The following is a 13,917-nucleotide window of genomic DNA, read 5'->3' on the forward strand; positions in this document are numbered from 1 at the left end:
GGCCGAAATCTCAATTGAAACGGATATCGAAACGGCAGACCTTATGGGTGGAAACAGGCCCATGGAGCCGGAAATGCTGAGCATGTTGCTGAAGGCCCTGGTCGCGGCCACTTCGCCGGATGACACGGACTGCGACTTCGATACGCTGAGTTGGCTGACCGATCCGCTTGCCCATCCCGCGCTGGGTGTAATGTCGGAGCGCGAACTCGGTGATGTGCCGTTCCGGTTGACGGCGCGCCGGACCGCGTATGAGACCGTTTCACCGAGCGCCGGTTTCGGCGATCGCTGCTGAGCGCGCGATCGCGATCAGGGCACTGGCCCAACACGAGGCGGATTGTTTCACCCGCTCGCACATCTATTGTGCACTGCAATGACTTCGCCCCAATCGACAGCGCTGCGTTACGCCTTCGCCGGCATGATCGCCATGGCAGTTGCCATGGGCATCGGCCGCTTCGTCTACACGCCGATCCTGCCTGGCATGATGGAGGAACTGCATCTGTCGCCGGCCAATGCCGGCTGGATCGCCTCGGCAAATTATCTAGGCTATCTCGTTGGCGCGTTGGTGGCGGCGGGCAGCTGGGCACATGGACGCGAGCGTTTACTGATGCTGGGCGCCCTCGGTGCCAGCGCCGTGCTGGCCGCCTCGATGGGGCTGACCGACGCCATGGCCGCCTTCGTCGCCATTCGTTTTCTGGCCGGTCTGGCGAGCGCTTTCGTCATGGTGTTCATGGCCAGCATCGTTTTCAGCCATATCGCGGCCGCCGGGCGCGGCGATCTGCAGGCCTGGCATTTCGGCGGCGTCGGCCTCGGCATAGCGATATCGGCGGCGATGATGGCGGTGCTGGTCACCGAACATGCCGGCTGGGCGCAGGGCTGGCTGTGGTCGGGGGCGATTTCGGCTTGCGGCTTCGTCGCCGTGGTGCTGCTGGTGAACCAGGGGCCGCTCGCCAATGGCGAGGTCCGCCGTGAACCGGCGCTGCCGAAGGATCGGTCGCTGATGAAGGTGATCGTCGCCTATGGGCTGTTCGGTTTCGGCTATGTGGTGACGGCGACCTTCCTCGTGGCCATCGTGCGCCAAGGCGGCGGCAGCCGCGTCTTCGAGGCCATGGTGTGGATGGTTGCCGGCCTTGCCGGTTTCCCTTCGGTCTGGCTGTGGCAGAAGATAGCGGCGCGGATCGGGCTTTATGCCGCCTATGCCTTGGGATGCTTCGTCGAAGTTGTCGGCGTTACCGCGAGCGTCGCCACCGGCGGGCGCATGGGGCCGCTGCTTGGTGGCGTGCTGCTCGGCGGCACGTTCATTGCCATCACGGCACTTGGCCTGCAGGCCGCCAGGCAGCAGGCCCCAGCGTCGCCCCGGCGCATCTTTGCCCTGATGACCGCCTCCTTCGGTCTTGGCCAGATCATCGGCCCGATCGCGGCCGGGCTTTTAGCGCAGGCATCGGGCGATTTCTTCCTCGCCTCGATCGTCGCCGCGGCCGTCCTGGTCGCCTCCGGCGCCGTCACGTGGTCCGCTGCGCCAAAATCGCCATGATTTGTGGTCTTGCTCTGCACCGGCATCGGGCAGGCATTTTCTTTCCCCCTAATGTGTGACCTTATGCCGGCTCAAACCTGCTGATTTGCGCATCGATCGAGGAATTCGCCACAGTGTTCGTATCCTTCTTCCCGCAGCCGAAGCTGTTCTTCTCTTCGGCCGCCATCTGGAGCCTTGCGGCGATCCTGTTCTGGTTTTTCGGCGGGGAGCAATTGGGGGCGGTTTTCGGCATGCCGCCTGCTGCTCCCGGAGCGCCACCCATCATCGGCATCGCCATTCTCGTATCGAAGCCATTCCTCTGGTTTTATATCTACTTCACGCTTTGCGTGGCCATCTTCTACGCGTTCTGGAGTTGGTATTCGCCGCACCCATGGCAGCGCTGGTCGATCCTGATGACGGCGGTCATCCTGTTCTTCATCTATTTCAACGTGCAGGTCAGCGTCGCCGTCAACGCGTGGTACGGCCCGTTCTTCGACTATGTACAGGGGCTGATGTCGGGGACCGGAAAGTCGACGAACGCCGAGTTCTACACCGGATTGGCCGACTTCTCATGGCTGGCCCTGGTCGGCATGAACGTGCAGGTGGTCAACGCCTTTATCGTCAGCCACTGGATCTTCCGCTGGCGCACAGCCATGAACAACTACTTTATCGAGAACTGGAGCAGGCTGCGCCATATCGAGGGCGCTTCGCAGCGCATCCAGGAAGATACGATGCGGTTCTCGCAGATCATGGAGGATCTCGGTTCCAGCTTTGTCCAGTCGATCATGACCCTGATCGCCTTCCTGCCGGTGATGATCCAGTTGCAGGCCCACATCAGCGAACTGCCGATCATCGGCGCGATCCCGCAGCCATTGGTGGTCGCGGCACTTGCCTGGTGTCTGTTCGGCACGATCTCGGTGATGATTGCCGGCATGAAGCTTCCCGGCCTGCAGTTCCGAAACCAGCGCGTCGAAGCCGCTTACCGCAAGGAGCTGGTCTATGGCGAGGATCATGCGGACAGGGCGCAACCCGCCACCACCGCCGAGCTGTTCGCCAATGTCCGGCACAATTATTTCCGGCTCTATTTCCACTACATCTATTTCAACGTCGTCCGGTACACCTACCTTCAGGCCGACAACATTTTCTCGCTGCTGATCCTGGGCCCGTCGCTGGTCGCGCACAAGATAACGTTCGGCGCGCTGAATCAGATATCGAACGCGTTCGGCAAGGTGACGGGTTCGCTGCAGTTCCTGCTTACCTCATGGTCGACCATCGTCGAGCTGCAATCGGTGCACAAACGCCTGCGCGCCTTCGAGGCGACGCTGCAAGGCGAGCCGTTGCCCGATATCGACCAGCGCTATCTGGCAAGGCAAGGGGCCGGGGATCCGGCCTAGGGATGCTCTGACGAAACGCCGGTTGGCGGCTCAGCCGCCAACCGGCGCCTGCTTCTGGCCGCCATCCTGCCGCGAGATGTAATCTCGAAAGCTGATGCACTCGACATCTGATTTGACGCAGACTTCGCCGGCAAAACGCTCCAGCGCATTCCAGTAGGCGCCGTCATTCATCAGCGTGAAGTGGAAGCCGAGTTCCAGCGGAACGCGCTTGCCCCGATATTGCGCGTCGAAGGCGGCGCGAAACGCCTGATAGGTCCGGTCCGCGAACTCCCCGGCGTTGCTCGGCCGCTCGAAGCCGCCGGAATGGCGGACGTACAGATTGTAGTCCATGGCGATCACCGGGCGTGATTTCGGCCCTTCCGGAATCTGCGGCAGGGAAAAGTGGGTGATGCCGCCAACGGTCGGCGGCAGGGCAGGACCCATTGAAACGCCGCTGGCGTCGAACCGATAACCGGCTGTCGGGAGTGCCTCGTAAAGCGCTTTGCCAGTCGACAGATACGGCGCCCGGAAACCCGCCACCGCATGCCGCGCGAATTCCCGCCAGCCCTCGGGTTCGGGCGCAATGCCGTTGATCGCATAGGCGTTCTCAAAAATGTGCTCGAAAGAGGCGAACTCTTTCAGCCAGTCTGCCTTGCTCCAGTCCTTGCCGTCGAAATGACCGCAAGCGTGGCTGGCAATGTCGTGACCCTCATGGGCGGCGAGGCCGATCTGTTCCAGCCGCTCGGCCACGTCCTGCCTGGAGGCGGCAAAGCCGATGTTGGATTTGCCCGCCGTCTTGCCAGGCGCGGTGTATTGGCCGCGTGTCTCGGGCGACAGCAGGAAGACGCAGGACAGGAAATAGGTGAAATGCGCGCCGGTGCGCTGGGCCAGCGCCCGGCTGCGCTTCCACTGCGAGATGTCGCGCGCGCTGTCGAAGGAGATGATCACGATCTGCTTCGGCCTTGCCGGTGCTGGTGGCGCGGGCGGATCGGCCAGGGCCACGCCGGCGGTGGCGAGTGAGGCAAGCGAGAACAAAACAACGCGGGACAAACAAGGCATCGGCAAATTCACGGGCTCCGGGTGGTCGGCAAGCCGGCTATCGCGCAAATGTGGCGCCGGTGCGATTGGGTTTTCGTGGGTTTGCCCCCGGGGACAAACATTGGTTTGCCCGGGGGACAAACAGTTGTTTGCCGGGGACAAACATTTGTTTGCCCCGGGAATAGCCGATTTTCCGGCCGAACCCCTTCCATGCCGACAAAATTTCGCTAAAACGCGGGCTCATGAACCGCCCCGGCCCGGGGCAGGAATGGTTTGATTGATGTCCGACGACAGTTTTATTCGCGAAGTCAATGATGAGATGCGCCGCGAGCAGGCGCAGAAGCTGTGGGACCGTTTTGGCCCGGCCTTGCTTGTCATTGCGGTGCTTGTGGTGCTCGGCACCGCGGCCTTCGTCGGCTATCGCTATTGGGACGAGACGCGCGCCAATCGCTCCGGCGATGCCTTCTCGCAGGCGCTGAAGCTCGCCAATGACGGTAAGAACGATGACGCGCTGGCCGCGCTCGATCAGCTGGAAAAGGATGGCTACGGCGCCTATCCGCTGCTCGCCCGCATGCGCGCCGCGACGGTCAAGGCCAACAAGGGCGACGTCGCTGCCGCCGTCAAGGACTTCGACGATGTCGCCGCCGACACCGCCATTCCCCAGGGCCTGCGCGACATGGCGCGGCTGAGGGCGGCGCTCCTGCTCGTCGATCATGGCTCCTTCGCCGACGTGTCGAGCCGCGTCGAGGCGCTGACATCGGACACCAACACGCTGCGCCACAGCGCGCGCGAGGCGCTTGGCCTTGCCGCCTGGAAGGAAGGCAAGACCCAGGACGCGCTGAAGCTGTTCGATCAGATCGCCTCCGATGATGGCGCCCCGCGCAACACGCGCGAGCGGGCGACCTTGATGTCCGAGCTGATCCGCGGGTCGGGCAGCGCATCGTGACCCGTTGCCCAAGGCGCGCAGCGGTTTGGCACCACGACATGCGTGGAAGATGTAGGGTCGGATGACATTCAAAGTCGCCATCATCGGCAGACCTAACGTCGGCAAGTCGACGCTTTTCAATCGGCTGGTGGGAAGAAAGCTGGCGCTTGTCGACGACACGCCGGGCGTGACCCGCGACCGCCGCGTCCACGCCGCCAAGCTTTACGATCTGCATTTCGATGTCATCGATACCGCGGGCTTCGAGGACGCCGGCGCTTCGACCTTGCCGGGCCGCATGCGCGCGCAGACCGAAATCGCCATCCGCGAGGCGGATCTGATCTTTTTCACCATCGACGCCAAGTCCGGCCTGCTGCCGGATGACAGGACCTTTGCCGAGATCGTGCGAAAATCCGGCAAGCCGGTCGTGCTGGTCGCCAACAAGGCCGAGGCGAAGGGCGCCCAGGGAGGCATGCTTGAGGCCTGGGAACTTGGCCTTGGCGAACCGATCCCGGTTTCTGCCGAGCACGGCCAGGGCATGCCCGACCTGCGCGACGCCGTGATCGAAGCCCTCGGCGAGGCGCGCGCCTTCGGTGAAGACGAGGATACAGACGAAGACGCCGCCGCCAGCGAGGTGCTGATCGGCGAGGACATCGCCGATCCGGACGCCGAGCCATCCTATGACGACACCAAGCCGATGCGCATCGCCGTCGTCGGCCGGCCGAACGCCGGCAAATCGACGCTGATCAACGCGCTGATCGGCGAGGAGCGGCTGCTGACCGGACCGGAAGCCGGCATCACCCGCGATTCCATTTCGGTCGACTGGGACTGGCGCGGACGCCGCATAAAACTGTTCGACACGGCCGGCATGCGCCGCAAGGCCAGGATCCACGAAAAGCTGGAAGTGATGTCGGTGCAGGATGGCCTGCGCGCCATCCGTTTCGCCGAGATCGTCATCATCGTACTCGACGCCACCATTCCCTTCGAGAAGCAGGACCTGCAGATCGCCGATCTGATCATCCGCGAGGGCCGGGCACCGGTGATTGCCTTCAACAAATGGGACCTGATCGACAACCCGCAGGAACTGTTGGCCGAACTGCGCGAGAAGACCGAGCGGCTGTTGCCGCAGGCGCGCGGCATCCAGGCCGTGCCGGTCTCGGCCGAGACCGGACGCGGCCTCGACAAGCTGATGGATGCGGTGCTGAAGACGCACAAGGTCTGGAACAGCCGTGTTTCGACCGGCAAGCTCAACCGCTGGCTTGAAGCCATCCTGACGCATCACCCGCCGCCCGCCGTCGCCGGACGCCGGCTGAAGGTCAAATACGTCACCCAGGCCAAGACCCGGCCGCCGGGCTTCGTGGTCCAGTGTTCGCGGCCGGACGCGATGCCGCAAAGCTATGTCCGCTATCTCTCCAACAGCCTGCGCGAAGCCTTCGACATGCCGGGCGTGCCGATCCGCATCGCGCTGCGCACTTCGGACAATCCGTTCGCCGGCCGCGCGAAGAAGCGTTGACGATAGGGAGCGGCGACCCCCTCCGCCGAGAGCTGCGGCTAAGCGACTTTCAGCAGGTTCTCTTTCATTTCGGCACCCTCGGGCAACGCTTCGAACGCCGATTGCAGCAGGATGCCGGCCAGCCGCGCCGCGATCGGATCGAGCTCGGCATCCTTCTGATGCAAATGCAGCGCCATTTTCGGCAGCGGCGGCAGCCCGAGCATTCCGGGCGCGAGCGCCCGGACATTCGCGGGCAGGCCGATATCGGTGCGGATCGTCAGCCCGAGGCCAGCCGCCACCGCCGCCCATATGCCGCCAAGGCTGGGGCTGGAGAACGCCATCCGCCAGGGCCGCCCGGCACGATCCAGCGTCTCGGTCGCCACGGTGCGCAGCAGGCAAGGCGCCTCGAACACGACCAGTTGCAGCGCCTCGCCATCGTGGGGACCTGCCTCCATCGGTTTCGCCGGGCCGATCCAGCGCGCCTGCACGTCGGCGACATGCCGGCTATACGGCAGCGTCGTGCCATCATGCCAGGCGAGCGCAATGTCGAGGTTGCCGGAAAGGACACGCTCGGCCAATTCGTGGCTGCGTCCAATCCGTGCTTCGATCCGGACCTTGGGGTGGGCGCGAGCGAAGCGACCGAGCACTTCCGGCAACACGGCCTCGCCGAAATCCTCCTGCAGGCCGAGCCGCACCCAGCCCTCCAGTTCGACGTCGCGGATCGCCAGGGCTGCCTCGTCATTGAGCTCGATCAGGCGCCGCGCATAGCCGAGCATCGTCTCGCCGGCTTCGGTCAGTGACAGGCCGCGCCCCGCCTTGCGGAAGATCGGCGTATCGGCCTGCTCTTCCAGTTTCTTCAGCTGCGCGCTGACGGCGGAGGTCGAGCGGCCAAGCCGCTCAGCTGCCCTGGCAAAACTTCCCAGTTCCATGCCGATGACGAAAGTCCTCAGCACGTCGAGATCGAATGTGACACGGCGCATAAGATCGTCCTTTTTTTCAGGATTATCGATCAAAATCTTCCTGATTTTATGGATGAAGCTATGGCGCTATATGCCTCCCGTCAAGGCCGCTCGGCCGGCGTCACGGGAATGGAATCATGTCTGCCACCGTCATTCGCAACGATTGCCAGCTATCCGGGCGAGGCACTGCCATGACCGCGGCCGGCCGGACCTTTGGCCCCAACCACCGCTGGAAGGTCCTGGGCATCGGGGTGGCCGCGAACGCCGGTTTCTCGGCGACTTTCTCCGGCATACCGGCAACGGCGGTCGTGCTTCGCCAAGGCTATCACTTGAGCAATGCCGAGCTTGGCCTGGCGCTCGGTCTTCTTGGCCTGGGGGTTGCGCTCAGTGAGTTGCCATGGGGCCTGCTCACCGACCGCTGGGGGGATCGCCGCGTGCTTCTGATCGGCCTCGGTGCAACGGCGGCCTGGCTGCTTGCGATGGCGATGCTCGTCGTGCCGACAAGCTCAAGCATTCCCGATGTCACGTTGCTGGCGGCAAGCCTGCTCGTCACGGGATTGCTCGGCGGCAGTGTCAATGGCTCGAGCGGCCGCGCAATCATGGGCTGGTTCCGGCAGAATGAGCGTGGTTTTGCCATGAGCATCCGGCAGACGGCGGTGCCGCTTGGTGGCGGCCTTGGCGCGCTCGTCCTGCCTTCGCTTGCCCTGGCTTTCGGTTTCGCCGCGGTGTTCGGGCTTCTGGCGGCGGCATCCGCTCTCTCCGCCCTGTTCGCCTGGCGTTGGCTGCACGAACCGCCGATGGCGGGCGACGCCGTCTCATCTGATGTGGCCGGACCGGCACCGTTGCGCAACATCGAGGTCTGGCGCATCTCGACCGCCATCGGCCTGCTCTGCTTTCCGCAGGTGGCGGTCCTCACTTTCGCGTCGGTGTTCCTGCACGACTTCGCCGGGCTTGGCACGACGGCGATCAGCGCCAGCCTCGCCGTTGTACAGCTCGGCGCCATGGTCATGCGCGTCTGGAGCGGCCGCTTTACCGACCGCCACGGCAACCGCCGTCAATTTCTTCGCTTGTGCAGTGCGCTGAGCGCACTGGCCTTCGTGGTGCTCTGGCTGCTGGTTCTGGCCGCTGCCACGATGCCTGCCAGCCAATCCTTCCTGATCGTTGTCCTGCCCCTGGTGCTTGTCGTTGCCGGCATCTCGGTCTCCGCCTGGCACGGCGTTGCCTATACCGAGCTTGCCACGCTTGCCGGTGCAGGCCATGTCGGAACCGCACTCAGCCTTGCCAACAGCTTTGTCTTCGTCGGCTTCTTCCTGGTTCCTGTGGCCATTCCAGGGCTGCTGCACCTCTGGTCGTGGCCTGGCGTGTGGCTGTCGGCAGCCGCTTGCGCCCTGGTCGCCTGGCCGATCTTCCTGCGGCGGACCTGAGCCTGCCGCCGCAAAATCGCCCGACTTCGAAACCACGACCTCCAGCCGACCGAGAAAACCTGACCGACCTCGTTAACGTCCCATCAAGGTTAATGCATCATTTTGCTCTTCAGTGGGGTCAGTTGCGTTCCTGGAGAGAGTTCCGTGCATCGACGTGTGTTGAAGCGGCTGATGGCCGCCGCCGGTGAGAAACGCAGCCTTGTGTCTCCGTTCATCATCGGTCTTGGTATCTGGATCGGCTTTCCGACCGTCGCTGCCTACCAGGACATGACCAGCCTCGTTTCCGGCCTTGAATCGCCGACCACGCGCTGGAATTCCTATGTCGAGAAATCCGTCGCCGGTTCGGTCCACGCCGCCGAGATGCCGTTCGTCGATTCCGACGTCACCAGCTCGATCTCGGGTTCCGGCGTTCGCCTTCCCGGTGTCGGCGCCGTCTCGTTTCGCGGCAAGGGCGGCAAGGTCAGCGGGTCGCCCGACGAGGATCGCGTCGTGCGCGCCGACAAGAAGGGCCGCATCGTCCAGGTCTCTCCCGTGGCGCCACCGAAGAACTTCAATGCCGGCTCGATCTTCCAGCGGACCTCCTCGCTGATGCGGCCGAGCATGGACGGCGATCTGAAAATGGCCTTCGCCAAGCCGCGGATCAAAGGCAAGGAAATCCAGATCGCCGCGGCATTCCATGCGCGTGAGGACAAGAAGCCGGATCCCGGCGTGCCGGCCATGCTTGCGGCCCTGGTCAACAACGACCATCCCGATGTGCTGGCGACCGCCTATGCGCAATCCGCGCCGGACTATGCCAAGGCCTCGCCCTTTGAAGCCCTGCTTCAGGATGAAGAGCCCAACAGCGGCCGCTTCATTCCGCCGATGGCCAAGGGCGACCATTCATGGATCCAGAATCCGCTTCCGGCCAGCGTCTTCTCCAAGCCGGAGCAGAAGTGCCTGGCCAACGGCATTTATTTCGAGGCCCGCGGCGAAGCCGTGCGCGGTCAGGCCGCCGTCGCCCAGGTGATCCTCAACCGGGTCCGCAACCCCGCCTATCCCAATTCGATCTGCGGCGTCGTCTACCAGAACGACAGCTGGTTCAACCGCTGCCAGTTCTCCTTCGCCTGCGACGGCAGGAAGAAGCGCATCGACAATCCGGTCGCCTACAAGACCGCTCAGGATGTCGGCATGGCCGTCACCGCTGGCAAGATCTTCATTCCGGAAGTGGGATCGTCGACCCACTACTATGCCAATTACGTCCATCCCGGCTGGGCGCGCACGATGCAGAAGATGACCAAGATCGGCCTGCATATCTTCTACCGGACCTATGGTGGTGGCTGGAGCTGAACGGTCCGCCGCCCGCCCGTCTTTTCGCACGGTCGCACGGTCGATCGGAGAGACATTGTCGGGGGGATTCGCGCGGCGCATCCCGCCGATCGCAAAGGGCACGATGTCGCACCTTTCTAACCGTTTGATTTTACTAGCTAAAATACACAGCGCGGAACTTCCCTCCGTGGCTTGACGGGCGCAAACCCTCTAACTATGTTGCCGGCGACTTTAGAAGCGGACGGACGGTGACGGTCTGCCCGGGCAGGGGGGTTGCGATGGCCGAGAAAAACAGGCCAGACGGAACCGGAGAAACCGGCCGCGGCAAGCAGCATGACCCCGAAATCCGCGACGACGATCTTGAGCGACGTCGGCGTGAACTTGGAGCATCGCTTGCGACAAGGCTGCCGAACCGGCTCGAGGGGAAAGACGACGCGAAACCAGTGACCGGATACGGTCAGGCGATCAAGCTATCCAGCGAGTTTATCGCCGGGGTGGTGGTAGGCGCCGGCATCGGCTGGATCATCGACCGTATGGCGGGGACATCGCCGTGGGGTCTGATCATTTTCCTGCTGCTTGGTTTTGGCGCCGGCGTGCTCAATGTCATGCGTTCAGCTGGCGTTGTGGCGGAATTCGGACAGGGCGATAAATCGCGTCCTGACCGAGGCGACAGCAAATAGCCGCCCTGGCGCGGCAATGGTAATTTAGCCGTGCGCGGCATTGACGGGGTTTGAACGTGGCAGCTGACAAGGTCGATCCGATCCACCAGTTCCATATCATCAAGCTGGTTCCGATCGAGATCGGCGGCTATGATCTGTCCTTCACCAATTCCGCGCTGTTCATGGTCGCGACCGTGGTCATTGCCGCGGCCTTCCTGTTCCTGACGACGTCGAGCCGCAGCCTGGTCCCCGGCCGGCTGCAGTCGGTCTCCGAAATGGCCTATGAGTTCGTCGGCAACATGCTGCGCGATGCCGCCGGCACGCAGGGCATGAAATTCTTCCCCTTCGTGTTCTCGCTGTTCATGTTCGTGCTGGTCGCCAATCTGCTCGGCCTGTTCCCGTATTTCTTCACCATCACCAGCCACATCATCGTCACCTTCGGTTTGGCCATCATGGTGATTGGCACCGTGATCGTCTATGGATTCATGAAGCATGGCCTTGGCTTCCTGAAGCTGTTCGTGCCGAAGGGCGTGCCCCTCCTGATGATGGTGCTTGTCGTTCCGATCGAGGTGATTTCCTTCGTGTCGCGCCCGGTCAGCCTCTCGGTTCGTCTGTTCGCAAACATGCTCGCCGGCCACATCACGCTGAAGGTTTTTTCGGGATTTGTGGTCAGCCTCAGTGCGCTGGGTGCGCTCGGCATTGCGGGTTCGATCCTGCCGCTGGCCATGGCGGTGGCGTTGACGGCGCTCGAATTGCTGGTGGCGCTGTTGCAGGCCTATGTCTTTGCGGTGCTGACCTGCATGTATCTCAACGACGCCCTCCATCCTTCGCACTAATCAGGTTTCCGGCACGACGCCGGATGGAATAGCAACGAAATTTTCAGATCCAAAGGAGTTGAACAAATGGACGCAGAAGCAGCAAAGTACATCGGCGCCGGCATCGCTTGCCTGGGCATGGGTGGCGCGGGCATTGGCCTGGGCAACATCTTCGGCAGCTACCTCTCGGGCGCGCTGCGCAATCCGTCGGCCGCCGACGGCCAGTTCGGCCGCCTGATTTTCGGCTTCGCCGTGACCGAAGCTCTGGGCATCTTCTCGCTTCTCATTGCGCTGCTGGCCCTGTTCGGCTGAGTATTGAGAAGATTGGACAGGCCGGCCGCGCAAGCGGCGGGCCTGATATCTGGGGATAGTCCATGTTCGTGACATCTGCCTTCGCGCAAGAGTCCGCGCCATCAGCCGACACCAGCCACGCTGCGACCGGAGGCGACACGCATTCCGGCACCAGCGTGCCTGCCGAAGCGCACGGCACGTTTCCGCCATTCAATCCGGAGACGTTTCCGTCGCAGCTTCTGTGGCTGGCGATCACGTTCGGGCTGTTCTACCTGTTCCTGAAGCGGGTCGTGATGCCGCGCGTCGGCGGCATCATCGATGTCCGCAACGACCGCATCAGCCAGGATCTCGACCAGGCGGCCAAGTTGAAGGGCGAGGCCGACGCCGCCGTTGCCGCTTACGAACAGGAACTGGCGGAAGCCAAGAAGAACGCGAACTCGATCGGCCAGCAGGCCAGCGATGCGGCGAAGGCGGAAGCCGACACCGCGCGCAAGAAGATCGAGGCCGCGCTCGATGAGAAGCTTGGCGAGGCCGAGGCACGCATTTCTTCCATCAAGGCCAATGCCATGAAAGAAGTCGGCAGCATCGCCGAGGATACCGCTTCGGCGATCGTCGAGGCACTCGTTGGCGGCAAGGCCAGCAAGGCCGAGATCGCGGCCGCGGTCAAATCCGTGGCCCGGTGAGGAGCGCATCATGGACGCTACATCTCTCGCAACGCTCTGGGCCACGATTGCCCTGATCATCTTCCTGGCCATCGCCGTCTACATCAAGGTGCCCGGCATGATCGCCAAGGCGCTGGACGCCCGCGCGGCCAGGATCAGCAGTGAACTGGACGAGGCCCGCAAGCTGCGCGACGAAGCCCAGCAACTGCTTGGCCAATACAAGAAGAAGCGCAAGGAAGCCGAGCAGGAGGCCGCCGACATTGTAGCGGCCGCCAAGCGCGAGGCCGAACTGCTGGCTGCCGACGCCCACAAGAAGACCGAGGATTACGTTGCCAGGCGCACCGCGCTTGCCGAGCAGAAGATCGGCCAAGCCGAGCGTGACGCGGTTGCCGAAGTGCGCGCCAGCGCCGTCGACATAGCCGTCGAGGCGGCACGCGCATTGCTCGCCGCTAAGGTTGACGCCAAGGCCGGAGCCGACCTGTTCAGGTCCGCGCTGCAGGATGTGAAGGCCAAGCTGAACTGAGCGTTCTTCAGTCGCTGACATGAAGCCGCCCGGGCAACCTGGCGGCTTTTTTGTTTGGGAGAAAGCGGCGGGTCAAAGCGGCCAATCTCCGCTCTCGTGGGGAAGATCGGAATTGCCGCTGCCGTCGCCTTACTCCAGCCCGGCCAAGCTCTCCTCCTCAACCAGATCCGTCCCGCCCAGCCGGAACGGCGCAAACGAGGTGCGATGCAGCCGAGCCACTGGCCCATGCGCCTCGATCGCCGTGCGGTGCCGGACCGTGGCGTAGCCCATATGGACTTCGAAGCCGTAGCGGTCGTGATGGTTGCCGCAGCCGCGCATCATGCGGTCGCGCATGACCTTGGCGACGATCGAGGCTGCGGCGATCGATTGGGAGCGCTGGTCGCCCTTGATCAGCGCGCGCCCCTCGCAGGGCAATCCCGGCGGCACGTCGCGCCCATCGGCGAGCGCGAGCTTAGCCTGCACCGGCAGCCCGACCAGTGCGCGGCGCATCGCTTCGAGGCTCGCCTTGAGGATGTTGCTGCCATCGATGCCCTCGGCGCTGATCGACGCCATCGAGACGCCGAGAGCGGAGCCGATGATGTGCAGGAACAGCGCTTCGCGCTGCAGGTGGCTAAGCCGCTTGGAATCGTCGAGACCCTCGGGAATATTGGCGGGGTCGAGCACCACTGCCGCCGCGACCACGGGGCCCGCGAGCGGGCCGCGGCCGGCTTCGTCCATCCCCGCGACCGGCCACAAACCATCGGCCATCGCCTTCGTCTCGAAGGAGAAATCGGGTTTCTCGACGATTTCGAAGAGAGGCGGAGAATCAGAACGCGCGCGAGCCATGTTGCGGCGAGGTTCGCATCGGCTCCGATTCTCCGCAAGTCCCTCCGGGTCGGGTGGGGCGCCGGACCGGGAGGGCACCGTCTGCAGGCCGGGGCAGGCCGGACGGGATTTCTTTGCCA

General features: G+C 63.6%; 15 protein-coding genes. 12 read left to right on the forward strand and 3 right to left on the reverse strand.

Features of this window, described 5'->3' with window-relative positions; translation table 11 throughout:
* Window positions 1–73 precede the first annotated feature (73 nt).
* From FJ936_RS11370 to sbmA, 3 genes are all read left to right on the forward strand, one after another.
* Window positions 74–292, forward strand: coding sequence for a hypothetical protein (locus tag FJ936_RS11370; protein WP_015318865.1), 219 nt, complete (start codon window positions 74–76; stop codon window positions 290–292).
* Between the two features lie 78 nt (window positions 293–370).
* The gene (locus tag FJ936_RS11375; RefSeq protein WP_140788080.1) at window positions 371–1,531 is read left to right on the forward strand and encodes a YbfB/YjiJ family MFS transporter; all 1,161 of its coding nucleotides are present in this window, start codon (window positions 371–373) and stop codon (window positions 1,529–1,531) included.
* A gap of 113 nt (window positions 1,532–1,644) precedes the next feature.
* Entirely contained in the window at window positions 1,645–2,904 is a 1,260-nt protein-coding gene (gene sbmA / locus FJ936_RS11380) for a peptide antibiotic transporter SbmA (protein ID WP_015318863.1), read from the forward strand.
* A gap of 30 nt (window positions 2,905–2,934) precedes the next feature.
* Here sbmA and FJ936_RS11385 read toward each other — a convergent pair whose 3' ends face one another.
* Complete coding sequence (locus FJ936_RS11385) at window positions 2,935–3,942, reverse strand: polysaccharide deacetylase (RefSeq protein WP_140788082.1); 1,008 nt, start codon at window positions 3,940–3,942, stop codon at window positions 2,935–2,937.
* Window positions 3,943–4,201: 259 nt separating this feature from the next.
* Here FJ936_RS11385 and FJ936_RS11390 point away from each other — a divergent pair, with 259 nt between their 5' ends.
* Complete coding sequence (locus FJ936_RS11390) at window positions 4,202–4,867, forward strand: tetratricopeptide repeat protein (RefSeq protein WP_015318862.1); 666 nt, start codon at window positions 4,202–4,204, stop codon at window positions 4,865–4,867.
* A 61-nt stretch (window positions 4,868–4,928) separates the two neighbouring features.
* Window positions 4,929–6,356 (forward strand): ribosome biogenesis GTPase Der, encoded by a 1,428-nt coding sequence (gene der, locus FJ936_RS11395; RefSeq protein ID WP_140788084.1) that lies wholly within the window; start codon window positions 4,929–4,931, stop codon window positions 6,354–6,356.
* Window positions 6,357–6,394: 38 nt separating this feature from the next.
* On the opposite strand, the gene FJ936_RS11400 is transcribed toward der, so the two are convergent.
* Complete coding sequence (locus tag FJ936_RS11400) at window positions 6,395–7,315, reverse strand: LysR substrate-binding domain-containing protein (protein WP_140788086.1); 921 nt, start codon at window positions 7,313–7,315, stop codon at window positions 6,395–6,397.
* A gap of 170 nt (window positions 7,316–7,485) precedes the next feature.
* On the opposite strand from FJ936_RS11400, the gene FJ936_RS11405 reads away from it, so the two are divergent.
* From FJ936_RS11405 to FJ936_RS11435, 7 genes are all read left to right on the forward strand, one after another.
* A complete protein-coding gene (locus tag FJ936_RS11405; protein WP_140788088.1) occupies window positions 7,486–8,718 on the forward strand; it encodes an MFS transporter in 1,233 nt (410 codons plus the stop codon).
* A gap of 144 nt (window positions 8,719–8,862) precedes the next feature.
* Window positions 8,863–10,044 carry a cell wall hydrolase gene (locus tag FJ936_RS11410; RefSeq protein ID WP_140788090.1) on the forward strand — a complete coding sequence of 394 codons (1,182 nt, stop codon included), beginning with the start codon at window positions 8,863–8,865 and terminating at the stop codon, window positions 10,042–10,044.
* Between the two features lie 257 nt (window positions 10,045–10,301).
* Window positions 10,302–10,703 (forward strand): AtpZ/AtpI family protein, encoded by a 402-nt coding sequence (locus FJ936_RS11415; RefSeq protein ID WP_140724727.1) that lies wholly within the window; start codon window positions 10,302–10,304, stop codon window positions 10,701–10,703.
* 56 nt (window positions 10,704–10,759) lie between these two features.
* Window positions 10,760–11,518 carry a F0F1 ATP synthase subunit A gene (locus tag FJ936_RS11420; protein WP_015318856.1) on the forward strand — a complete coding sequence of 253 codons (759 nt, stop codon included), beginning with the start codon at window positions 10,760–10,762 and terminating at the stop codon, window positions 11,516–11,518.
* 66 nt (window positions 11,519–11,584) lie between these two features.
* The gene (locus FJ936_RS11425) at window positions 11,585–11,809 is read left to right on the forward strand and encodes a F0F1 ATP synthase subunit C (RefSeq protein WP_013896722.1); all 225 of its coding nucleotides are present in this window, start codon (window positions 11,585–11,587) and stop codon (window positions 11,807–11,809) included.
* Between the two features lie 62 nt (window positions 11,810–11,871).
* Window positions 11,872–12,471, forward strand: a complete 600-nt coding sequence (locus tag FJ936_RS11430) for a F0F1 ATP synthase subunit B (RefSeq protein ID WP_140617329.1) — start codon at window positions 11,872–11,874, stop codon at window positions 12,469–12,471.
* 10 nt (window positions 12,472–12,481) lie between these two features.
* On the forward strand, window positions 12,482–12,973 hold the full coding sequence (locus tag FJ936_RS11435) for a F0F1 ATP synthase subunit B (protein ID WP_023771006.1): 492 nt from the start codon (window positions 12,482–12,484) through the stop codon (window positions 12,971–12,973).
* Between the two features lie 129 nt (window positions 12,974–13,102).
* On the opposite strand, the gene FJ936_RS11440 is transcribed toward FJ936_RS11435, so the two are convergent.
* Entirely contained in the window at window positions 13,103–13,798 is a 696-nt protein-coding gene (locus FJ936_RS11440; protein ID WP_140788092.1) for a ribonuclease HII, read from the reverse strand.
* Between the last annotated feature and the right edge of the window lie 119 nt (window positions 13,799–13,917).

Origin of the sequence: Mesorhizobium sp. B2-4-13, from assembly GCF_006658535.1 — a bacterium.
In the GTDB taxonomy this organism is placed as follows: domain Bacteria; phylum Pseudomonadota; class Alphaproteobacteria; order Rhizobiales; family Rhizobiaceae; genus Mesorhizobium; species Mesorhizobium australicum.